The following is a 22,398-nucleotide window of genomic DNA, read 5'->3' on the forward strand; positions in this document are numbered from 1 at the left end:
ACTAATTCAGCTACAATATTATCCATGGGGCTATTATCCTCTTTTCATGTTTTGTGATGATTACATGTATAAGGATAATAGTCCTTTTTGATGTTTAGCAAGCACTATTTTTAGGTTGCACAACTTTGTGAACATTCAAACTAGAAGAAAAAGCCCTAATTTTTTAAAACCAACCAAAACTTTACACTTAGCCGTCAGTTCAACTCTGAGCGCACAAGCTGCATAGATTAAAATTTATTAATCTGGTTTTTGTTAACCTTTAACTTTGTCATTTTTCCTAACATAGAATATAATTTAAATAAGGTTTTTAATTTAAAGTAAAGGAAGATGGCTATGAAAGCTACCAAAATAGTATCTGTGGTCGCTACGACATTTGCCCTGGGCTTAACTTTAACCGCTTGCGGCAGCAAATCAAGCAGTGACTCAAGTAAGCAAGTCCTTCGCTGGAGCGAAGATACAGAGCTCTCGTCCCTAGATCCTTCGAAAACAACCGATTCACAAAGCTTTGACATGCTGGGAAACTCAATGGAAGGACTTTATCGTTTAGGTAAAGACTCCAAGATCGAACCCGGAATTGCCAAGTCGACCAAAGTCAGCAAAGACAACTTAAAATACACATTCACCTTGCGTAAGGGTGCCAAATGGAGCAACGGTGATGAAGTTACCGCCAAAGACTTCGTTTATTCCTGGCGCAGAACAGTCGATCCTAAGACTGGTTCAGCCTACTCATACTTATTTGACGGGATCAAGAACGTCAACGAGATCATCGATGGCAAAAAGGCTCCTTCAACTTTGGGGATCAAAGCTGATGGCAAATATAAACTAACTGTCACCCTAGATAAAAATGTCCCTTACTTCAAGTTGCTGATGGGCTTCCCTGTTTTCTTCCCGCAAAATCAAAAGACCGTCGAAAAATACGGTTCTAAGTACGGGACTGCTTCTAAATACATGGTCTACAACGGTCCGTTCACGATGACAGGCTGGACTGGTTCGAACTTGAGCTGGAAGTTTAAAAAGAATAACACCTACTGGGATAAAAAGAACGTCAAATTATCCGGGATCAACTTCAAGGTCAATAAGAGCCCTTCGACTGCCTATAACCTTTATCAATCAGGCAAGAGCGACATGTCTCCTTTAAGCACGGAACAAGCGCGGCAACTAAGCAACAAGAAAGGCTTCAGGGTAGACAAGAGTGGTCAGATGACATACTTGGAGTTCAACCAAAAGCAGGCCGCCTTTAAAAACGCTAAGATCCGTAAGGCGATCTCCTTAGCGATCAACCGCAAGCAGTTAGCAAGCAAGATCATGGGTGAAGGAACCGAAATTCCTAACGGAGTCGTTTCCCACGGCTTAGCCAAGAATAATGGCAAAGACTTCTCAGAAGAAGCTAAGACTAACGACTTGCGTTATAACGAATCAGAAGCTAAGCAGCTTTTTGAACAAGGACTGGCTGAAACAGGACAAAGCAATCTGCGCTTCACCTTGCTTGGTGCAGATACCGACCAAAGTAAAGACGTGACCGCCTTTATCCAAAGTCAATTAGAACAGCACTTAGGTTCTAAGATCCACGTCGATGTTTCCAATGTGCCGTTGAAAACTCGTCTGTCTCGTTCACGTGAAGGCAACTTTGACGTCGTTGTTGCCAACTGGGTCGCAGATTACTCTGATCCGATCTCATTCCTGGAGCTCTTCACGACCGGTAACGAATACAACGATGGTTCATGGAGCAACTCTCAATATGATCAGCTGATCAAAGCAGCTAAAACCACTAATGCTGCTAACGAAGACAAACGGTGGGACAACATGGTCGACGCTTCCAAGATCTTAAGCAAAGACATGGGTGTTTCCCCACTTTACCAGCAGAATTCACCTAATATGGTCAATCCAAAAGTCAAAGGTTTGATCGTGAATGCAGCTGGGATCGTCTATAATTGGAAAGACACTTATATTAAAGAATAACCAAAAAGCAAACAGCTAACAGACTGGGGTTCAGTCTGTCAGCTGTTTTTTGGTCTGTGCGGAGAAAAATTTATCTTTTGAAAATAAATAACTAAGTATCACCTCATGCTTGGTTGGTTTCTTGCAAAAAACGACTCTCGATCTTCTGCTGCAGCTTGGTTAGTTCCGTTGGAGTTTCACTGGCTTCTTGGTCTGCGTTATAGCGTCTGATCTGTCCCATAAGGTTGCTGAAATCTAGTAAGGATAACTCATATGTCCGATCAGTTAATTTCTGATCTGCGTGATATTTTTTTAAAATTCTACGTTTCGGTCCCACGTATAAATCATAATCTTGAAACTGCGCAATCAAATCATTTTTGGTCAAAATCACTACCTCCTTAGGCTCAGTATAGTCCTTTTCTCATTGTTTTTTCAAAAAACAGGCTTGCGAAAAAAAGACAGCCGCGACCCGGACGCAAAACTTGCACAGGTTACGGCTGTTTAATTAATTTTCCATATTTCGGGACAGGCCTAGTCTTTGAGAAATTGCGTTTCGATAAAGCGTTTCAGGACCAACCCTTTCTCTTCTCCAGAATTCTTGTACTGGGCAATATAGTTTTTGAGATATGCCATCGTTTCTGGCGAAAATTGGAATTTTTTATCCGGCAGATCATACTTAGCGACCATGTCCATGCTGAAACGCTGCACTACATTGTCGTGTTCATCAGCATAAAGCGCAAAATCAGGAAAATCGACTAACAATTTGTACCCGCTAATATCACTGTCCAGATCATGGGTCATCATGCTCAACTCCCTTGCAGCTTGCTGCTTTCATCCTTCATTTCTCTATTTTTCTGTTTGACAAAATCTCGCTTCATGATCCCCATGAAGTGGCTATCCCGGTAATTTCCGCGCGCATAAAACTGTTCCTTCATTGTCCCTTCCAGCTGAAAACCTAGTTTTTGATAGATATGGATCGCTGGTTTATTCTCGGTATCAACATACAGATAGACCTTATGCATATTCAGGATAAAAAATGCGTGTTCTAATGCCTTATCCATCGCCTGTTGGGCTAATTTGCGCCCGCGAAATTTACTAAGTACGATCACCTGGATCTCACAGGTTCGTGGGATATAGTCGATATCGACTAATTCGACGACCCCGGCAAACTCTCCGTTTTCCTGGATCACGAACCGGCGCTCATGGGTATCATGGATATGTTTAGCGTAGAGTTCTTCTAGTTCATCAAATGATTCATAAGCTTCTTCGAACCAGTAAGCCATGGTATCCCGCTGGTTATTGATATGATGGATCTTTTTCAAGTCTTTTCTTTCTAATGGTCTGATCAGCACATACTTCAACCCCTTCTGCTTTATTCTAACAAAAGGCAGTCAGAACCACCAAGAAAAGGAGCTGATTTATGGACTTCTTGAAATTTCCGAAAAAATGTAGGTTTAGGATAAATCCTCCAAAGAACTGCTGTGCGCAGCTATGTTTATTTTATTGATCACTGACTAGGTTGGAGCTTAATTATTTTATCAGCAGCTTTTTCTATGAAATCTTGATCATGTTCAATTAATAGTAAGGTCGGTTTAATTGTAGTTATCAAGTTTAGCAGCTGTTCTTGGTTGTATGTGTCTAAGTAATTTAAAGGTTCATCCCATATATACAATTGAGCAGGCTGAGAAAGTGATTTAGCAACTTCCACCCTTTTCTGCTGACCCATACTCATTGTTTCAATTTTTTGGTTGAAAAAAGATCTTTCAACTCCTAGTTTGTGTAAATTATTTAAAAAAAGTTCATAATTCAAACAATATTGTTCCGCAAAATTCTTCAAAGTTCCATGATTTTTTTGAAAAGCTTGTTGAATATAGCTGATTTGTATCGCACTGGGAATATCGATTTTGCCTGTTACATGCCCATCAAAGTTATTAGTTAATGCCTTTAGAATGCTGGTTTTCCCACTGCCGTTATTTCCTGATATAACAATACATTGTCCCCTCTCAAGGGTAAAGTCTATAGTTTCAAACAATTTTTGCTTGTTATAACTCAGTTGCATATTTTCAACACGAATTAAAGCTTTGTGATAATCGCTGGAAAAACGCAGAGATAAAGGATCAATATGTTCAATATTTTTTAAAAGTTTCTCCTTGTCAACAATGTCTTTTTTCATTCGAGTATCCATAGTTTTAGCACGTTTCATAATTTTTGAAGAACGTTTTTTTAATGCGTCTGAACTACTAATGCTGCTAGTTTTAACAAGTGAATCTTTGGCGGCTTTTTTTTCAACTTTGTCTGCCCACTTTTTCTTTTCATTAACAGTTTTTTTTAGGTGTTTTATGCTGTTTTGTAATTTTTTGTTTTGCCCAGTTTCTAAGTTGTCTCGGAGGTCCTTTTCATGTTGATATGTTGAAAAATTTCCTTGATATAATTTTAAATTTGCTTTTTCGATTGCCAAAATGTGGTTACAGCATTGATTAATAAGATGGCGATCATGGCTAACCAAAATAAATCCTTGTTTTTTAGATTTTAAATAATTGGCAATTTGTTTACGACTCCTGTTATCTAGATGATTAGTGGGCTCATCTAGTAAAGGAAAATTATTTTTATCAATAAATAAAATGGCAAGCAATAACTTTGTTTGTTCTCCGCCCGAGAGACTTTTAAAGGGTCTCCATAAAATCTCTGGATCTGTGTGCAATAGATTCAATTCTCGTTCTAATTTCCATTCGTCCGCATCATTAATATTTAAAGAATGGAAGGCTAGTTCATCATAGTCCAGCACGTTCAAGGGAAAATAGGTGAAACGTACTGAGTGAGTGATCGTACCTTGATATTCTAGTTTGTTTTGCAACAATTTTAATAAAGTTGTTTTCCCCCGACCGTTTCTACCAACTAAGCCTAATCTCCAGTTGGAATCTAAATCCAAATTTACATGGTTAAAAAGTTGTTTAATTTGCCCATCATATTTAAAGGACATATTATTAATTTCAATTTGACTCACAAAAGACACCTCCTAATCGTAAGAAAGTAGTGGGTAGAAGTAATCTACAAAGAAAAATTTATGCTATAACCCAAAACTAAAAAAAATATGTGTCAGAAAAAAATAATGTCTGCTTGATTCGCATACACCTTTTACTTAGTATAATGTCATTTGTAGTAGCCTTTGACAGGATACTAAGTAAAGCTTCTATCCTTAATTTTTGTTTGTTTTATCACATTTTTGCTTTAGTTACCAGCCTATGATTAGGAAAGTTAAGAATTAAGCTTAAACTCTGCCAGAACCTTGCGGGAAATTAATAAAACAAAAATAACAATAATAGTTCCAGAGACTCCAAATATGGCAACTGAAGAAGTAGAATCAAATAAATACCCATAGAATGCTGTTCCAAGGGGGATTGCAATCTGCACTAAAGAATCAAAAATTGCGAATATCCTCCCTTGCTTCTGGGCAGAAACAATTCTTTGCATATAAGTAACAAGAGGAATTTTTCCTGAAGTTAGTACGATTCCAATACCAAAGTTGATAACCAAAATTATCATTACAAAAATCATTAATGGAGTAGAAAAAAATTTCAAAGTTAGAGCCATTAGGACAATCAATAACCCACAAATGCCCCAACTAGTCATAATGGTGGGCAGTTCCTTTGCCATAAATTTCAAATATGGAAGCAAAATAGACGCAATAATCATTCCAATAGGCATTGCGATCTCAATTGCGCCAATCGACAAGCTGTTTCCAGATAGCTTAGTAAATATTACAAAAGGCAAACCCACTGACAAACTAGCCAGGAAAAAATTAATAAAAAACATCCCAAGGATCAACCATAAAACAACTTTTTTTGTAAAGATATATTTAATTGCTGCAAAAAAAGAGTTATAGGTTCCACTACTCTTGCTATTTTCTAAAATTCTTTGGGAGTTATCTTCGGAACCCAAGGGCCTTTCGTGATAGGGCAGTCGTAAGAATAGAAATATCGCTATTCCTTCACAAAGAATTTCAAAAAACAGAAATGCTTGCAAATCCAAAAATGGATAAAGAGCCCCCGCAATCAACGGACCTGTTAAAGAGCAAAAGGAACTAAGCGACTCTTGAATACTATTAAAAGTGACAAGTGATTCTTCATTATCTACGATGTAAACGGCCGAAGACATTAACGTTGTTCCATAGATAATATCGCTGATGCTTAAAAATGCTGTTAAGATAGCAGTAGAAATAATATCTATTTTGTTATGCCACTCAAAGAAAGCAAAAAAGACTATTAGTGTAATAATACTCACGCATTGAGATACTGCCAGAAGCTTTCTCTTGGAATAACGATCCACCATGCTGCCAACAAATGGTGTCACAATGACAGAAGTTACCGAGTCAATTATGAGAATAGTACTATATGATAAGGCACTGTTGGTTTTATCTAGTATGGTGAGCGATAATATAAACGAGAAAATACTACTCCCTAATTCTGCAAACAAGATTGAGCTAATTAACCACTTTTTCATATATTTATTCTCACTTCCCTAAATCGGCTTATGAAGCTTATCTTTAGCTGTTATTTTTATTTCAGTAAAAATTGAAGATATTCTTTGAAGTGGTTAGTTATTTTAAAAAACGAACTCTCATTAATTTGTATGTTAAAAACTTCTTCATAAATTTGCTCCAAGCTAAATTTCTCTCTTTTGTTAGCAAGATATACTACCATTTTTTTGAAAAGTTCATTATTTTTAGTCAGTAAATAAGCGGCCTCAAAGCCCAAAATGTGTGATTTACTATAAAGATATACAGACCTTTCTTGAATCAACAGCTCTGTGTTTAGTGCAATATTATAGTCGCTGAGCTTTTCATTAGAAAATTTTGCGTCCGCATCATTTTCTTGTAAAGCTTTTCTTCTAGCATTTTTTATTGTATTCCAATTAATTTTTCCGAATGGAATTTGTAATATTTCTTTTTCGTATTCATCAATTGTGAAAGGAATATCAATCGATCTATATAAGTAATGAGCAATTGTTTGATTTAAGTCGACACTATTTTTATCATTGAGATTAAATAAAACAAGAAATTCAAGTATAGATGAAAACAATTCAGAAATTTCCTCAGGAAGGCCTTCTATAAGCTTGCTCGAGGAGATTAATGAAATAAAATAACCGTGCCCGACTTCATGCGCAAAGGCCATTTGCCCATCAATGGTACTATCAAATTGTATGGATAACCTTGGATACTTATACCGGCCGTTGTAATAAAACATAGAACGTTTGTTATTTTTTGAGATTTCAATTAGGTTATGCTCAAAAAGAAATTCAAGATAACGACTGACGTCAAAAGAATTTATTTTTTCATCAATGAGCGAAATATTTTGGATTTGGTCAGACAAAGTCATTTCCGGCAAGATAGAGAGAACCGGTTGCCATTTAGCAAAATCCATCGTTTTCTTGAAAAGAATATCTAAAAATGCTTTATCAGTAGCTACAAGCCCTTTTCTGTACTTTTCGTTTTTTCTCCATTGGTATAAATAACGTTTGTAATATTTTCTTTTTTTTGATTCTAAAAGTTTGATCACGTAAGGTTCTAATAACCGTAATTGATTCGAAAATGCAACCTGTGCTTGTTCAGAGATAACGGTTCCGTTTCTAAATAAATTGGCGAAGCTTAATACATTACCCGAAAAATCGTTAAAATGAAATTTGTATCCTTGTAACATTTCTAAATAAACAGTTTCTTCATCTTCCTCAGACAGATCTACTGGAATATGATATCTATCTGCTATGGCCTGGAGTTCGTATAAAACGCTGCTATTATTTGTTATATAATAATCAAACGCTCTATCATAAAAATATGGTTCAATTGAAAATTTATTTACAAACTCATCATCAGAGCTTGGAAATTTTGTGTTTTTTTTAAAATATGCTGGGATTCTTTCAGGCTTGAAGGTAATAAAGTCGTAACCAAGACTGTCCCAGCCAAAATCAGTTGTTTCAATGAAGTTTTGAAGCCATAACCGCATTAATAAGTGCGAAGAAACTTCGCCAAGCAACCCTATACCAGAATTTTCTGATATTGAATAAGGGTACTCTTTAATATCATTAGAAAGAGCTTTCACGTAGTTTTCGTTTAAAATACATGCATCTACAGAACCTGTCTTATAAGAGGTTATGTAAATATTAAACTTTTCCTTTCTTCCAAGAATAACTAAATCTGTCAGCAAATTAGGTGCCGTATGGTCGAAACAACAAAATATGTCAATATATTTTGCTGAGTTTATAAAAGCATTATTTGTAATTTCATTAATACTCGTAAAGAATGATTGCAAAGCTAAAACTGAAACGCTTGGATCTATCTCTAAAATTCTATCCTTAAGAACCTGAACTTTTGGTTTTCCCACATCGCTAGCTATGAAAAAAGATTGGTGCTTTAAATTTTTTGAAGTAACAATATCATTATCAATTAGGATGAAACTTTTAACATCAAACTGCAGCAGATTACGAACAAGCGCAGTGCCAATAGTTCCAACACCTATAATAACGGCGCACGAGACTTGAATTTTCTTTTCGACTTTATATCTGTCAAGCCCACCAGTTAAATTATTAAAAAAGTTTAAGGCTCTAACATTCTCATTCTTTTGGGGACTCGAAGTATAGACAAGATCATTTTCTTTAAGAAAAGAGTTAAATTCATCTTCCTTTTTTTTAGAGATATTGAACTTCTCGCGCCACTTTTCAATTGATTTACTAGAACTTTTTTTATCCGATAAAATAGATAAGTACTCCCAAATTGTTTCAAAATTTTCTGGTTCAATTTCCAATATTTCGTCTGTAATACCCGGTTTTCTAACATAAATAACATCTTTTTTGTTAGATCCAAAGAAAGTTAAATGCTTTTTTAGATACAAAAAATCATCCCCTAATTTAATAAAAACCCCTGCCTTATTTTACATGAGGAAGAGGTTAACACAAATTTTCGTTATTAACACTTTTGGAAGCAATAACATGTATTTGGTCTCTGGTTGAAGTTAAATTTCTTTCTTAATTTCATAATTACCAACTCCTTTCTATGGAATGAGAATATGATAACACTTAGATTATAAAATGTAAAGAATAGCGTTAAAATAAAATTTGGTTATACATTTGCATAAGCATCCTGTGTTTTTTCTAGAAACTACTTGAGCAATTCAAAATGGTGAGTATCAGGGACAGCTAAACCAGCTACAATTTTTCTTAAAAAATTGTAGCTGACAAAAGACTCATTATATAATTCTTATCTATTTCATAATTTATTACCAGAAATTTTAAAATTAAATAACTTAGTTAAACCATGTCAATGCTACTTAACATCTTTCCGAGCAAAATTATCCTAATTTCAAATAGGTGCCGTACTTGGACTACGTGCAGAACGATAAGCCCCGGCTTTGCGCAAAGGTCCAAGATAATTTAAATTCAACAGGCCGCAAACCTTGCTCCCACCCTTTTATAAAACTACTTTTAGTGCTGTGCCATTCCAAATTTCGAATCGAAGTAAAGAACTTTCGAATGTGCACTTGTCAAATTTGCTTGACTTTTCATTTTATTTCTTGATCTATAAACACCATGACAACACTATCTAAAATAGTTCTAAAGACTTAACAAAAACACCACCAAATTTCCAAAAACTAGAAAATTTGGTAGTGTTTTATCAGGTCTAGGAATATTTTGTCTCAACGACCTTTTTATCTGTTTCTTCCTGATCACTAATAATGATCATTAACCAATGTTGATTTTATGACCCGTTTCCTTCATTTCGGTCTTAGGCATGTTGATGGTCAAAACACCAGCTTCAACTTTAGCTGAAATCTTGTCTGCATTGACATCAGGTAAATGATAGTTGCGGACATACTTGCCGTATGAACGTTCACTGGCTAAAACATTGCCTTTTTCATCCTTGCGATCCAAGCTGGAGTTTCTCTTAGCTTGAATACTCAAAACATCTTGATCATATGATAAATCGATGTCTTCTTTATTGACCCCAGGAACGTCCACCGTAACTTGGTAACCGTTCTTAGTCTCCACAACATCACTGCTCATCTGTTTGTTTGAATCCGAGTTGAAGAATGGTTCACCAAAATCTTCAAAGAAGCCGTCGCCAAAATTCATCAATTGATTCAAGCTGTTTGCTAATTCGTTACTCATAATCTTTAGATCCCCTTTCCTTTCTTACATTGTTTATAGTACACCGTTGGTCAGTAAAGGTCAAACTTTAGAACTCGATATATAAAAAAGGCATAAATACTGTTTTATCAGCGTTTATGCCGGAAAATAGAGTTTTAAGTCTTTAATTTGGTCAAAAAAAGTCAAATTATTTTTAGTCAGTTACTACGTTTTTTGTCGCCCCGTCGAAGAAAGCCTGCAAATTCGCGACCGCGATTTGCAGCAGCCGTTCCCTGGTTTCTAGCGGAGCCCACGCAATATGCGGGGTGATGTAACAATTTTTTGCCTGCAATAGCGGGCTGTCAGCATTGATCGGTTCCTGGGCAGCCACATCAACGGCGACTGCCGCTAATTTGTCATTATTCAAAGCATCGGCAACATCTCGCTCAGAAATCAACCCGCCACGAGCTGTATTCAGCAAAATTGCAGTATCTTTCATCTGGGCTAGTGTTTTGTGATCGATCATTTCTGTTGTCTCAGGAGTCTGCGGCACATGGAGACTGATCACGTCCGACTGCGCTAACAACTCGTCTAGCTCTACTTGCTTGAGCCAGGCTTGAGAATATTCTTTTGGACGGTGATTATAAAAGATAACTTTCATCCCAAACGCATGACCGAGCTCAGCTACCTTTTGTGCGATCCGTCCAAAACCAACCAGGCCCAAAGTCTTGCCTTGCAGTTCCATCAGTGGTTTGGCAAAGAAAGTGAAGTCCGGGTTGGCAGACCATCGTCCTTCATGCACTAAACGATCGTGCAAGCCAACATGACTGGTAATTTCTAATAACAGTGCAAAGGTAAACTGCGCAACAGCTTCAGTCCCGTAAGTCGGAATATTGGTGACCGTGACCCCAGCCTCTTTAGACGCAGCCAGGTCGACCACATTATAGCCGGTTGCGAGGACACCGACATATTGCAAATTTGGAACAGCCGCAAAAACCTGTGCATCAAGCGGAGTTTTATTAGTTAAGACGACCTGCGCATCACCGATCCTGCGGATGATTTCAGCCGTGTCAGTAAAAGGTGTCCGGTCATAAATCGTGCACTCCCCTAATTTTTCTAATTCTCCCCAATCTAAATCGCCCGGATTTAGTGCATAACCATCTAAAACAACAATTTTCATTCCGACAAACCCCCAAAATTTTTCTTCATCTACTAATCATATTATATCCCGCTGTATTCTACCAAAATTTGGCTTAAAACTACTTTCTGCAATTATTTGAGCTTGACGACCAAGATACGGCAGAGTAGAGTATGTTTTATAAACACTAACTAAAAGTAAGCAATGCTAAAAATACACTTTTTGGAAAGGGAAGATAATTATGACTACCTCAGACAAACAATTAGTCTTTGGCTTGGATTCATTTGGCGATGTGCCAGACGATCTGGCAACTGACGCACCAGTCTCATATGAGCAGGCACTCCAACAGATCGTCACCGAAGCGAAACTCGCTGACCAAGTTGGAGTCGACGTTTTGGCATTAGGAGAACACCACCGGCCGGAATACGCAATTTCCAGTCCGGAGACGGTGCTAGCGGCCATCGCCGCCGTGACTGATCGGATCAAGTTGAGTTCCGGCGTGACCGTTTTAAGTTCCGATGACCCGGTCCGTGTCTACGAACGTTTTGCGACCCTCGATGCACTTTCTAACGGACGTGCTCAGATCATGCTGGGACGCGGTTCTTTCACGGAGTCATTTCCCTTATTTGGTTATGACCTGGAAAACTACGATGAATTATTTGAGGAAAAAACAGCCCTCTTTAACAAATTACTAGCTGGCGGAACCATCGACTGGGAGGGAAAATTCACGCAAAAACTCACAGATGTCCAAGTTTACCCTAAGCTCGCAGACCACCAATTGGAAACCTATATTGGCGTCGGGGGTACCCCAGATTCCATTATCCGGGCTGCCTACTACGACTTTCCGGTGATTTTAGCAATTATCGGCGGCGACCCGGCTCGCTTCAAGCCTTACGTTGAACTCTATCAACGGGCTTCCGCCCAGTTCAACCACCCTGCTAAACCGCTCGGAATGCACTCACACGGTGTGATCGCCGACAGCGCAGAAGAAGCCTATGAGATAGCGTGGAAATATCTGCGCCGCTCGATGGACCGGATCGGTTCCGATCGCGGCTGGGCTAAAATGACTAAGGAACGCTTCGATTTCGAGGTCAAACAAGGTTCTTACTATGTTGGTACACCAGAGCACGTTGCCCGTAAAATCGCCGACAAAATGACTAAGGTCGGTGTTAAGCGCTTTGACTTCATTTACGGTGCCGGGGGACAAACAGCCCCAGTCCGCGAGAAAACCATTCAACTCTATGGCACTCAAGTCATCCCCCGCGTCAAGGAGCTGCTGAAATCTGGTGAGTACCACTATGAATAAACCAGTAATTGGAATTCTAGGTGCCGGCAAATTGGGGACTACGCTCGCACGCTTGAGTACCCAAGCCGGTTACCCCACTTTGATCGCCAGCTCTAAACCCGCTAGCAAGATCGCATTGGCTGTCAGTGTGCTGGCTCCAGGTGCCCAGGCCGTAACGGCTGCCGAATTGACCAGTCAAGCTCAGATCGTGATCTTAGCCCTGCCGTTGGGCAAATACCAGACAATTTCACGCCAAGGTTTAGCCGGCAAATTAGTCTTAGATGCCATGAACTACTGGTGGGAGGTCGATGGCAAGGAAAACATCTTTTCGACACCCACGCACAGTTCATCGGAACTAATTCAAGAATTTTTAGGGGAAAGCACTGTCGTCAAGGCCTTCAACCACATGGGTTACCATGACTTAGACGCCGAAGTCGGCCAAGGCAAAGATGGGCAGCGCAAGGCGATCGCTATTGCAGGCGATGATGCCGCGACCGTCCGCCAAGCGGCCCAGCTTGTCACTGACTTCGGCTTTGATCCAGTCATTTTACCTTCATTAGCTGACGGGATCATGTTAGAACCAGGCAGTCCTTTGTTTGGCGCAGATCAACCCAAAGCTCAGTTGCAAGAAATGCTGGCCGCATTCCCAGAAAGCAAACTTGGCAAAGAAATCAGTACCAGTAATCAAGATAGTTAACAAGCACAAAACCGGATCCTTCTTCAGGGTCCGGTTTTTTATGTCAGAAAATATAACGTTAAAATCTTTTAAGTGATTGACAATCCCCCTGAGAATGCCTAAAATTAAAAACAATATCTTTGTCTCAAACAGAAAGGGTGATCAGTTATGCAAAATTTTAGTCAAAAACAAATTGCTGCCAACATCGTTAAAGGCTCCTTAGGCAACATGATCGAATGGTTCGATTGGTACATTTATGCTTCATTCACAGTCTACTTTGCCCCATCCTTCTTTCCCAGTGCTAACCAAACCGCGGAACTTTTGAGTGCAGCTGGTGTTTTTGCTGTCGGCTTTCTGATGCGCCCCTTAGGCAGTCTGATCATGGGAAAGTTTGCTGACATTCGTGGACGCAGGGCTGCCTTGACTGTCTCGGTCTCGATCATGGCAGCTGGTTCATTGATCATCGCCCTCGTTCCCAATTATGCAACGATCGGTATTGTTGCCCCAACGATCCTAATTTTAACCAGAATGGTCCAGGGTCTTTCTCTGGGCGGTGAGTACGGGATCTCAGCCACCTATCTTTCAGAAATGGCTTCACCCAACCGCCGCGGTTACTATGCATCCTTCCAGTACGTTACGCTGATCAGCGGTCAGTTATCAGCTCTAGCAATTCAAGCCGTACTGCAATTCTTCTTAGATGAGGCTCAGCTTCAGGCTTGGGGCTGGCGGATCCCCTTTTTCGTCGGGGCACTCGGTGCGCTGCTGGTCTTATACCTGCGCTTATCCATGGATGAGACCCAACAATTTGAAAAAGCTTCTCAGGGTCAGGCCAAAAAAGAGCATGATGCCCGTGGCTCCCTCAAGGCCCTCATGAAATACCCGACTCAGGTCATGACTGTGATCGGGCTGACTTTTGGCGGGACAATTGCTTTTTATACTTATACGACCTATATGCAAAAATATATGATCAATACTTTAGGCTTACCCAGCAGGACAGTGACTGCGATCAACTTCTTAGCTTTGCTGCTCTTCATGCTGGTTCAGCCGCTTTTCGGAGCCGTTTCGGACCGGATCGGGCGTAAAGCTCTCCTCTACTGGTTCGGGATCTTGGGAACAATTTTGACCGTCCCGATTTTCTTGGGCTTGCAATATTTTTCAAGTCCGGTCAGCTCTTTTTTGCTGATGTTAGCGGGCTTGCTGATCGTCAGCGGCTACACTTCGATTAATGCCATCGTTAAAGCCGAGATGTTTCCCACCGAGATCAGGGCGCTCGGAGTGGGCCTGCCTTATGGTTTAACCGTGGCAATATTTGGTGGGACTGTCGAATACGTCGCCCTCTGGTCCAAGAGCATCGGTCACGAAAACTGGTTCTTCTATTACGTTTCTTTCGCTGTTTTGGTCAGTCTCGTCGTCTATATTCGGATGCTGGAGACCTCCAAAAATTCACACTTGGAAAAGTAAAAGATGTGTTCCTTAATTCTCGTAATGTTCCAAGCTAAATATGAATATTTTTAATTGTAGGGAGCATCATATTTAGCTACAAATGTTCCCTTGCCTGCGCCATTTGAATTGCTCCATTTCTGCGCACTAGCATATCTCCAACCGTCACCGCTCCCACCAACTTTTGCATATGACCCATGTCTTTGCTTGTGATGCAGGTAATTAGAATGACCTTGTTTATAACCATTTATATAATTGTGGTGGTCGCTGTAATAAACCCAGCGACTATTTGCCATGTTAACAGCCGTCCTACTCTGTAAGCCTGGAGAATTAGAAGTACTATCTTCAGCATTTTTAGCTAAATTATAAATCACTGGTGACGAAGCGGAAACAACATTATCATTGTTATCTAGTGTGACACTGCCGCTACTTGGAGTTCTAACATTAAGTGTGAGGCTAGTCGCATTGACAGAATATGAGCTAAATCCTCCGATAAGACCAAGTCCCAAAATAAATGGAACAAATTTCCCAACAACTGACATACAGGTTCCCCCTTGTATCATTAAAGTCAAATACATTATGTGATATTGTGAACATTTTGTATTTATAAATTAATAATATACGTTTCTTTGGATTTGTCAACTATTTAAATTGTTATAATGTAATCACTTATCTTTTCAAATTCCGGATCATGGGACACTATCAAAATAGTTTTGCCTTGTTCTTTCATTTCCTCAAGCTTTTTCATTATATAATCCCTATTTTCATGATCTAAGGAACCTGTAGGTTCATCAGCTAATATTAATTTGGCAGGTTTAATTAACAAACGTGCAATTGCTACTCTTTGCTGCTCACCACCTGAAAGATTATATACTCGATCATCCAATGCTTTATTCAAACCCACCTGCTGCAATGCAGACATCATTTCTTCTTTTTTTGCTCTTTTACTTAATTTCTGATACTGTAACCCAATGTCCAAATTTTCTTTGATAGTGCTATTTTCTATCAAACCAAAATTTTGAAATAAATATCCGATCTTTTTTCTTCTAACGAGCATTGCTTCGCGGCTATTGACCTTTGGTGATTTTTCTCCAAATAATTTAACGCTTCCCGAATCATAAGTTTCTAATAGCCCAATTATATTAAGGATAGTTGTTTTGCCACTTCCACTAGGTCCAAAAATTGTAGTGATGGAGTCTTCCTCAATTGACATCGAAAAATCATCGAATACGTTTTTTCCTTTAAACGACTTATATAAACCATTAATCTCTAACAACTTTCTATTCTCCATTAAGAACGTCTCCTATATTTTTCTTCTCAAGATTTATTATTGTAATTAAGTTTATTACAAGCTCTATTACAACAGTCAAAGATAACAAAATTAAGGTATTTAGGTTTATATTTTTTTGAGCACCCGCTATGAGTAGCATAATTACATATTGGCATAAAGTTAGTAACCACAATTCTTTATATGCTAAACGTCTAGAGAAACCATTAATTTTTTTTATGACAATGCTGTATTTGAAAACTTTAAAGAAAAGTAAAGTTACATAACTAATAAGAATAAACGTAATAACCAAGCCCGTTAATATCACTGTAATTTGAGCTACAACGTTTCCAATATCTAACTTCAATTGTTCCTTTGAAATATCACTTAACTTAACTAGTTGCGGATAATTGTCGATATAGTTATTTTCTGTCAGTAATGGCTTAGCCATTTTATACGCTTCATTAACAGAGGACTTTATTGGTATTTTTAATCCATCGCCTTCACCTTGCCCATTCATAATATTTCTTTCAACAAAAGAAGAATTTTTGCTAGTTGTAATAAACAGAGTTTTTTTATCAAGTCCTAAGCCATTATTAATATCTTTAAAGTTCCTATTTTTAGCTGGTAAGGTAAAATAAACTTTGACCTTTGGTATGTATCCCAACTCATCGTTAGCAGTATATCGTACATATTTAATTAACTGCTTTTTGTATTTCTTTCTAAATTCTGGTAAACAAAGAACAATTGAATTATCTTTTTCGGATATAGAAATTTTCTTGCCGGTATTGTCATATAAAGGGTAAAGTTTTAAATAATTGGGATTTACTTTAACAAACTTTATTGCTTCTGGTATTTTTTGATGAATATCACTGTCGTCAATTATTATTGCTCCTTTCTTATTTAAAGACGGATACATTAAATCATCCAGTTTTTGTCCATCTTCTAAAGTGTGCTGTTCCAAATTATTTCCAATCTGCGTCGGATAAAAAACACCATATTTATTTTGCTTCGAATTTCCATTTGCTTGTATGGCATTTGTGTAAGCTCCCGTTGACAATTGTGCCAAAGGGACCAACGAAAAGAAGCATAAAACTAATGCCGCTCCTTTAATACAATATAAAATAATAAAGTTAAAGCGATTGTAATCTTTGCTATTGATCTGATTTGTAAAACTCATTTCTTGCAACATTTCAATTAACGTAAAACTAATTAGTGGAATAGCTATAAATGTACCGATCTGACCGAGAAAAGTTTCAAGCCCCCATCTCAATTTTCCGAAGTTCCAACAAAGCAAATCTATTAAAAAAATAGCTGACATAGAACCTAACCACATTTTCCCAGATGACCGCATAAAGGATTTATAAATTGAGAATCCATTCAACTTATAAATTGCTAGTTTCTTTGAATTAGATAGTTGGTACATAATCAAGAAAATAACTAAAAAGGCGAGAATAACCTTAGCTAATAAGCTTAATTGGTCTGGTCCATTGAAATTAACCTTTTCAATGTTATTCTGATCAACTAATTTAAAATCTGACTTTTGCAACTTCTGGTTACTTCGTTTATTTAAACGAAGTACTAGTAGCTCAATAAACCTTTGTATTTTTTGTCTGTCTTTAGTTTCTAAAAAAAAAGTTCCTTCTCTAGACTGACTATTCACTACAGTATTTTTTATCGGGATTAACCGAACTGAGTGTCCTGGTAAGTGGGTACCAATATTCTTTGTTTCTTTTGATATAAGTTGGGGTTTATCCCCAAAATTTTTCATTATTTTTGTTGCCTTTACTGTATACATTTGAAACTCTATGCTTTGTACAGGTTTATTATAATCAATTTTGTTATTTTTCATCTTCCAGCCAATAAATCTCTGCCGTTTTAAATAATTGATCCCTGTTTTGTTTGCTACCCAATTTAAATCTTTTATTTGCTCTCTATATTCTCCGCCATTGCCATATATTTTAGGAATTTGTATAGGATAAAAATCATTGCTTAATGTGAATTCATTCTCTGCCTGCTTTACTTTCTGTTGGTAGTTCCCAACCATGAGAATTAAAATAGCCGCAAAAATCGCTAGTAACCCAGTTAAAAAAGATAAAATTTTACTATTCATAACATTCATCTACTTCGCTATATTTGTTTGTGCATTCTGTAACTATTATTATCTCACAAAAATTATTTTTTTACTATTTTTAATGGGTCCTTACTTTCAATAACCTGATATTTTCGTCCCTACGAAAACTCCCTCTCAAGTAGGCAAGCTTTTATCATATAGCTTGTATCCTTGAGAGGGAGCATTTCAAAAAAATAATTCACTGACTTTCAAATCTAAACTAATCCTTGTGCCATCATGGCTTGAGCCACTTTTTCAAAGCCTGCGATATTAGCCCCGGCCTGATAATCATGGTCTAAGCCGTAGCGTTTAGCGGATTCTTCTGATTTAGTAAAAATATCATGCATAATGTTTTCCAAGTCATCGTTGACCTGGCGGAAATCCCAGGAGAGCCGTTCGCTATTCTGACTCATTTCTAACGCCGAAACTGCGACTCCGCCGGCATTGGCAGCCTTGGCCGGTCCGTAGAAAATACCATTTTCGTGGTAAACTTGCACAGCCTCCGGTTGGCTGGGCATATTAGCTCCTTCAGCAACATAGGAAACATGCTGGGCAACCATTGCTTGAGCTTGGGCCTCACTGATCTCGTTTTGGGTGGCGCATGGTAATGCGATGTCATAGTCAATGTCAAGATCCCAGACAGAACCCGTGTGGTATTCAGCCGTTTTTACCCGCTGGGCATAGTCTGCGATCCGTCCGCGTTCAATTTCCTTGATTTGTTGGACCTGAGCGGTATCGATCCCCGTTGGATCATAGACATACCCGTTTGAATCAGAGACTGTTAGAACTGTAGCTCCCAGTTCGGCTGCCTTTTGTAAGGCATAAATTGCCACGTTACCTGAGCCGGAGATCTTGATCTTCTTGCTCTGCAACTTATCCTCGTGTGCGTGCAGCATCGCTTGGGTGTAATACAATAAACCATAACCCGTTGCTTCTGTCCGCGCTGCGCTGCCGCCAAAGGTCAAGCCCTTACCAGTTAAGACGCCATTTTGAAAACCGCGCAACCGCTTATAGGCGCCAAACAGGTAGCCAACTTCACGTCCGCCAACACCAATATCGCCGGCAGGAACATCCAAGTCCGGCCCGATATGACGCGCAAGTTCAGTCATGAAACTCTGACAAAAACGCATGATTTCATTATCCGATTTACCTTTGGGATCAAAGTCGCTGCCGCCTTTACCGCCGCCGATCGGCAACCCAGTCAGACTATTTTTGAAGATTTGTTCAAAGCCCAAAAACTTGACGGTACTCAAATTAACACTGGGGTGGAAACGTAAACCACCCTTGTAAGGTCCAATGGCAGAGTTAAATTGCACGCGAAAACCGCGATTAACCTGGTAGTTACCCGCATCATCCTGCCATGGGACACGAAATTGGAGCACACGTTCCGGTTCCACGATCCTAGCCAGCAGGTTAGCAGCGATATATTCTGGGTGCTGCTCTAAAACTGGTTCCAATGAATCCAAGACCGCAAAAGCTGCTTCTTGGAACTCGCTTTGATCCGGATCACGGTGTTTAATATCTTCCTTGATCGTTGTTATGTACTCTTTTGCTTTTGTCATTAGCATGATCTCCCTTATTGCCAGCAGTTTTAATTCTTCTTTAACTTTAATACAACCATTTTCTAATATATAACATGGTGATGTCAATAGGTTTTTTTAGATTTTAACCAATATATTCTACCAAATTATGCTTAACCCTTTTCAAACGAGTCTTTTGACGTCCAATGGGCTCGCCAACAACAGTGACGGCTGCTTAAAATTTTTCGTTTCCCCACTGCCCCAAAGTGCACCGGCAAATTCGACGCCAGCATTAAACGCAGCCGTCTCATCGGTGTCAGCATCACCGATATAGAGCGTCTCTTCTGGTTGGCAGTCGCACTTTGCCAGCGCATATTCCAGCGGTTGGCCGGCTGGTTTAGGAAATTCAGTATCATCGGAGGTTACTACCACGGTCATGTGACTATACTACCAAAAAGAAGCTAACTTGCGGGCGACATCCTCCCGATTACGCGATGTCACGATTCCAAGTTTAAGGTTGGGCAGCGTGATTAGTTCTTCAAACATACTGTCGATCTGCGGATAAGCCTCTGGCTCATTTTTACGGCGAGCAGCGGCCTGGTCATAGGCGGCAAACCATTCACGCAGGCGTGCTGGCGGCAGTTGCAAATATTCGATTTCCTGCTCAACAGTCATGGTGAAGGCACGTTTGAGCCGAGCTGGAGCAGGCTCGATCCCAAACTGCGGCAATATTTCTCGCATCAGCCCAGCATAATTTGGATAACTGTCGACCAAAGTTCCATCAACATCAAATAATAGCAGTTTTTTCTTCATCCTCGACACCTCGCTTTGCTCTTAACGATCTTGATGGTAAGCCCAAATAACTACGCCCAGGTTGATCAAGACTAGCAGCGTCGTCATCAAAAAGACATAACGATAATCCAAGATACCCGCCACTCCTGAAGCCAGCAATGGTCCAATGACTGAGCCAATGGCTTGAAAAGACTGGTTATAACTAAAGATCCGGCTGACTGCCTGCGGCGGCGTGTTTAATGACATCACCGTTTGTGTGACCGGCATCAAAGCAGCATCGGCGATCCCGACAAAAAAGCGGAGCACGCCTAAAACGACGACCGTTTGGACGAAATACATTGGGAAAAATAGTAACCCAGAGAGCGCTAAGCCGGAAAGCAGTACCTTTTGAGCACCAATATGGTCACTCAATTGTCCTAAACGAGACGCCGCCAGTAGAGTCGCGATCCCAGGCAGGGCGGCAACGACCCCACTGACAAAGGCAACATTGCCCCGACCATGCATCAACTGCCGGACGAAAAGACTGATGATCGGGTTGATCGAATTCGTAGCTGCTTGGATCAGCATCGAGGAAATAAACATCGCCCAGACAATGTGCACCTTTTTAATGCCGACAAAAGCCGCCCGCATTCCCTGACCGCCTGCAGCCTTAACGGGTTTGAAGTTTTCCTTGACCCCAAAAAAGGTAACTAGGCTGGCAACGACCATCAGTCCCCCGAAAATAAAGAACGGGATCCGGTAACCAAAAGCACCAGCGATCGCGCCGCCAAAAATTGGACCGATCAACTGTCCTCCGACAGCCCCGGTCGTTAAGGTCCCCATCGCCTTACCGCTATGCTGGCGCGGAACCTCACTAGCGATCAGAGCGTTAGCATTGTTGATGTAGCCGGAAAAAGCCCCTTGGATCAAGCGCAATCCGATCAGCATCCAGACATTGGTCGAAAATCCCGTCAACGTTGCGGTGATCGTCATCCCGATCGAAGCCCGCAATAACATTGGCTTGCGTCCGGTCCTATCCGCGAGCTTCCCCCAGAGCGGCGAAACAATGGCCTGGCTTAAAAAAGTGCTTGAAAAAGCCAATCCCGCATACAAGGTCAGCTCCCATTTGGGGAAATGACCTAGGGTCGCAACAAATAAAGGGAGAAAGGGGAGACTCATACTAGCACCAGCCCCAGTCGCAAAATTTCCTAGCCAGAGAGCATACATATTTTTTTGCCACTGAGCTAACTGTTTTGTATGTACCATTTTCTTTTAAATACCTGACTTTCTAAACTAACTTTTACTCTATGAACCTTCAAAATTCTTCATGAAAGTATTTAGCTGTCACCTTGATCATATCCATATTCTGCTGGTTAAAGAGCGGCGGCAATTCATCAAAGGAAAAATACCGGAGGCTTAGCGTTTCATCAGTCTGTTCCCTAAGCAACTCGCCGCCGGCTGGCTCAACCAGGTACAGACGGGTAATAACCTGAGCCTGGTCGCCGTTCGGGTAAGTCACGAAACCCTGTTCAAAGGTCCCCAGCATATCTACGACTTCCACTTTCAAGCCCGAATCTTCCAACATTTCACGGTGCAAGGTTTCCAGAAATGTTTCTCCATATTCCATGTAACCGCCTGGCAACCCCCAATTATGCGTGTCCGCGCGTTCCTGCAGCAAAATCTGCTGGTTGGAATTCATAACAACTCCAGCAACAGCGTTCAAAATAATCGGCATATTGCCAACTTTACTGCGGATATCTTCAATATAGTTACTCACGATGATCACCTACCCTTTCATTTGATAACAATCACTCACTTCATAATAACACGAATTTTCAGCGCTATCAGCTCAGCAACTGCTGTGAATTTTTCGTCTAAAATGCCCCTCAGCTCGAGTAAAATTCACTCAGCCAAGGGGCAATTCATTTCGTTGATTGTGCTTTAACTTCTTTTGGGACTACGTCAAATAGTGTTGATGGTCTCTGAAACTCTATCTTTTAGATAGGGTTTCTTTTTTTCTCAATTGTTAAGTCAGTGTCTTTCTTTTCCTCTTTGTTAGGAAAGGCTGTGCCGAGGGAGGCAAGCCTTTCCTGACAAAGAGTTATTTTTTTGATTTTTTATGCTCGGATCAATTT

Annotated in this window: 18 protein-coding genes and 1 pseudogene; 4 read left to right on the forward strand and 15 right to left on the reverse strand. The window is 39.7% G+C overall.

Annotated features, from left to right (window positions below):
- The first annotated feature begins 333 nt into the window (after positions 1 to 333).
- A complete protein-coding gene (locus LFYK43_RS10145) occupies positions 334 to 1,959 on the forward strand; it encodes a peptide ABC transporter substrate-binding protein (protein WP_124977946.1) in 1,626 nt (541 codons plus the stop codon).
- A gap of 103 nt (positions 1,960 to 2,062) precedes the next feature.
- On the opposite strand, the gene LFYK43_RS10150 is transcribed toward LFYK43_RS10145, so the two are convergent.
- The 8 genes from LFYK43_RS10150 to LFYK43_RS10185 form a co-directional block, all read right to left on the reverse strand.
- Positions 2,063 to 2,323 (reverse strand): hypothetical protein, encoded by a 261-nt coding sequence (locus LFYK43_RS10150; RefSeq protein WP_124977948.1) that lies wholly within the window; start codon positions 2,321 to 2,323, stop codon positions 2,063 to 2,065.
- A gap of 146 nt (positions 2,324 to 2,469) precedes the next feature.
- On the reverse strand, positions 2,470 to 2,739 hold the full coding sequence (locus LFYK43_RS10155) for a hypothetical protein (protein ID WP_124977978.1): 270 nt from the start codon (positions 2,737 to 2,739) through the stop codon (positions 2,470 to 2,472).
- Positions 2,740 to 2,744: 5 nt separating this feature from the next.
- A complete protein-coding gene (locus LFYK43_RS10160) occupies positions 2,745 to 3,290 on the reverse strand; it encodes a GNAT family N-acetyltransferase (RefSeq protein WP_124977949.1) in 546 nt (181 codons plus the stop codon).
- A 155-nt stretch (positions 3,291 to 3,445) separates the two neighbouring features.
- Entirely contained in the window at positions 3,446 to 4,942 is a 1,497-nt protein-coding gene (gene abc-f / locus LFYK43_RS10165; protein WP_124977951.1) for a ribosomal protection-like ABC-F family protein, read from the reverse strand.
- A gap of 251 nt (positions 4,943 to 5,193) precedes the next feature.
- A complete protein-coding gene (locus LFYK43_RS10170; RefSeq protein WP_124977953.1) occupies positions 5,194 to 6,438 on the reverse strand; it encodes an MFS transporter in 1,245 nt (414 codons plus the stop codon).
- Between the two features lie 56 nt (positions 6,439 to 6,494).
- On the reverse strand, positions 6,495 to 8,822 hold the full coding sequence (locus tag LFYK43_RS10175) for a ThiF family adenylyltransferase (protein ID WP_158609235.1): 2,328 nt from the start codon (positions 8,820 to 8,822) through the stop codon (positions 6,495 to 6,497).
- Between the two features lie 847 nt (positions 8,823 to 9,669).
- The gene (locus tag LFYK43_RS10180) at positions 9,670 to 10,095 is read right to left on the reverse strand and encodes an Hsp20/alpha crystallin family protein (protein WP_124977957.1); all 426 of its coding nucleotides are present in this window, start codon (positions 10,093 to 10,095) and stop codon (positions 9,670 to 9,672) included.
- Positions 10,096 to 10,267: 172 nt separating this feature from the next.
- Positions 10,268 to 11,233 carry a D-2-hydroxyacid dehydrogenase gene (locus tag LFYK43_RS10185; RefSeq protein WP_124977959.1) on the reverse strand — a complete coding sequence of 322 codons (966 nt, stop codon included), beginning with the start codon at positions 11,231 to 11,233 and terminating at the stop codon, positions 10,268 to 10,270.
- Between the two features lie 199 nt (positions 11,234 to 11,432).
- Between LFYK43_RS10185 and LFYK43_RS10190 the strand changes: the two genes are divergently transcribed.
- From LFYK43_RS10190 to LFYK43_RS10200, 3 genes are all read left to right on the forward strand, one after another.
- Positions 11,433 to 12,497, forward strand: coding sequence for an LLM class flavin-dependent oxidoreductase (locus tag LFYK43_RS10190; RefSeq protein WP_124977961.1), 1,065 nt, complete (start codon positions 11,433 to 11,435; stop codon positions 12,495 to 12,497).
- Positions 12,490 to 13,173: an NADPH-dependent F420 reductase gene (locus tag LFYK43_RS10195; protein ID WP_124977963.1), complete on the forward strand. Its 684-nt coding sequence runs from the start codon at positions 12,490 to 12,492 to the stop codon at positions 13,171 to 13,173. Before LFYK43_RS10190 ends, LFYK43_RS10195 begins: the two co-directional genes overlap by 8 nt.
- Before the next feature lie 147 nt (positions 13,174 to 13,320).
- Complete coding sequence (locus LFYK43_RS10200) at positions 13,321 to 14,613, forward strand: MFS transporter (protein ID WP_124977965.1); 1,293 nt, start codon at positions 13,321 to 13,323, stop codon at positions 14,611 to 14,613.
- Between the two features lie 50 nt (positions 14,614 to 14,663).
- Here the strand turns inward: LFYK43_RS10200 and LFYK43_RS10205 are convergent, their stop codons facing one another.
- The 7 genes and pseudogenes from LFYK43_RS10205 to LFYK43_RS10235 form a co-directional block, all read right to left on the reverse strand.
- Entirely contained in the window at positions 14,664 to 15,134 is a 471-nt protein-coding gene (locus LFYK43_RS10205) for a hypothetical protein (protein WP_124977967.1), read from the reverse strand.
- 104 nt (positions 15,135 to 15,238) lie between these two features.
- On the reverse strand, positions 15,239 to 15,883 hold the full coding sequence (locus tag LFYK43_RS10210) for a putative bacteriocin export ABC transporter (protein ID WP_124977969.1): 645 nt from the start codon (positions 15,881 to 15,883) through the stop codon (positions 15,239 to 15,241).
- Complete coding sequence (locus LFYK43_RS10215; protein WP_158609236.1) at positions 15,873 to 17,972, reverse strand: DUF1430 domain-containing protein; 2,100 nt, start codon at positions 17,970 to 17,972, stop codon at positions 15,873 to 15,875. Before LFYK43_RS10215 ends, LFYK43_RS10210 begins: the two co-directional genes overlap by 11 nt.
- Before the next feature lie 215 nt (positions 17,973 to 18,187).
- Positions 18,188 to 19,534 carry an NADP-specific glutamate dehydrogenase gene (gdhA, locus tag LFYK43_RS10220; protein WP_124977972.1) on the reverse strand — a complete coding sequence of 449 codons (1,347 nt, stop codon included), beginning with the start codon at positions 19,532 to 19,534 and terminating at the stop codon, positions 18,188 to 18,190.
- Positions 19,535 to 19,675: 141 nt separating this feature from the next.
- A pseudogene (locus LFYK43_RS10225) lies at positions 19,676 to 20,305 on the reverse strand (HAD family hydrolase).
- Between the two features lie 21 nt (positions 20,306 to 20,326).
- A complete protein-coding gene (locus LFYK43_RS10230; protein WP_124977974.1) occupies positions 20,327 to 21,529 on the reverse strand; it encodes an MFS transporter in 1,203 nt (400 codons plus the stop codon).
- 49 nt (positions 21,530 to 21,578) lie between these two features.
- Complete coding sequence (locus LFYK43_RS10235) at positions 21,579 to 22,040, reverse strand: NUDIX hydrolase (RefSeq protein WP_124977976.1); 462 nt, start codon at positions 22,038 to 22,040, stop codon at positions 21,579 to 21,581.
- Between the last annotated feature and the right edge of the window lie 358 nt (positions 22,041 to 22,398).

The organism is Ligilactobacillus salitolerans, from assembly GCF_003864415.1.
Taxonomy (GTDB): Bacteria; Bacillota; Bacilli; order Lactobacillales; family Lactobacillaceae; genus Ligilactobacillus; species Ligilactobacillus salitolerans.

What these genes read in the sequence shown, in the direction of transcription:
- LFYK43_RS10195 (WP_124977963.1), top strand. Translation starts at nt 12,490, where the DNA reads ATGAATAAACCAGTAATTGGAATTCTAGGTGCCGGCAAATTGGGGACT.
- LFYK43_RS10200 (WP_124977965.1), top strand. Translation starts at nt 13,321, where the DNA reads ATGCAAAATTTTAGTCAAAAACAAATTGCTGCCAACATCGTTAAAGGC.
- LFYK43_RS10155 (WP_124977978.1), bottom strand. Translation starts at nt 2,739, where the DNA reads ATGACCCATGATCTGGACAGTGATATTAGCGGGTACAAATTGTTAGTC.
- LFYK43_RS10145 (WP_124977946.1), top strand. Translation starts at nt 334, where the DNA reads ATGAAAGCTACCAAAATAGTATCTGTGGTCGCTACGACATTTGCCCTG.
- gdhA (WP_124977972.1), bottom strand. Translation starts at nt 19,534, where the DNA reads ATGACAAAAGCAAAAGAGTACATAACAACGATCAAGGAAGATATTAAA.
- LFYK43_RS10170 (WP_124977953.1), bottom strand. Translation starts at nt 6,438, where the DNA reads ATGAAAAAGTGGTTAATTAGCTCAATCTTGTTTGCAGAATTAGGGAGT.
- LFYK43_RS10180 (WP_124977957.1), bottom strand. Translation starts at nt 10,095, where the DNA reads ATGAGTAACGAATTAGCAAACAGCTTGAATCAATTGATGAATTTTGGC.
- LFYK43_RS10215 (WP_158609236.1), bottom strand. Translation starts at nt 17,972, where the DNA reads ATGAATAGTAAAATTTTATCTTTTTTAACTGGGTTACTAGCGATTTTT.
- LFYK43_RS10205 (WP_124977967.1), bottom strand. Translation starts at nt 15,134, where the DNA reads ATGTCAGTTGTTGGGAAATTTGTTCCATTTATTTTGGGACTTGGTCTT.
- LFYK43_RS10185 (WP_124977959.1), bottom strand. Translation starts at nt 11,233, where the DNA reads ATGAAAATTGTTGTTTTAGATGGTTATGCACTAAATCCGGGCGATTTA.
- LFYK43_RS10210 (WP_124977969.1), bottom strand. Translation starts at nt 15,883, where the DNA reads ATGGAGAATAGAAAGTTGTTAGAGATTAATGGTTTATATAAGTCGTTT.
- LFYK43_RS10230 (WP_124977974.1), bottom strand. Translation starts at nt 21,529, where the DNA reads ATGGTACATACAAAACAGTTAGCTCAGTGGCAAAAAAATATGTATGCT.
- LFYK43_RS10190 (WP_124977961.1), top strand. Translation starts at nt 11,433, where the DNA reads ATGACTACCTCAGACAAACAATTAGTCTTTGGCTTGGATTCATTTGGC.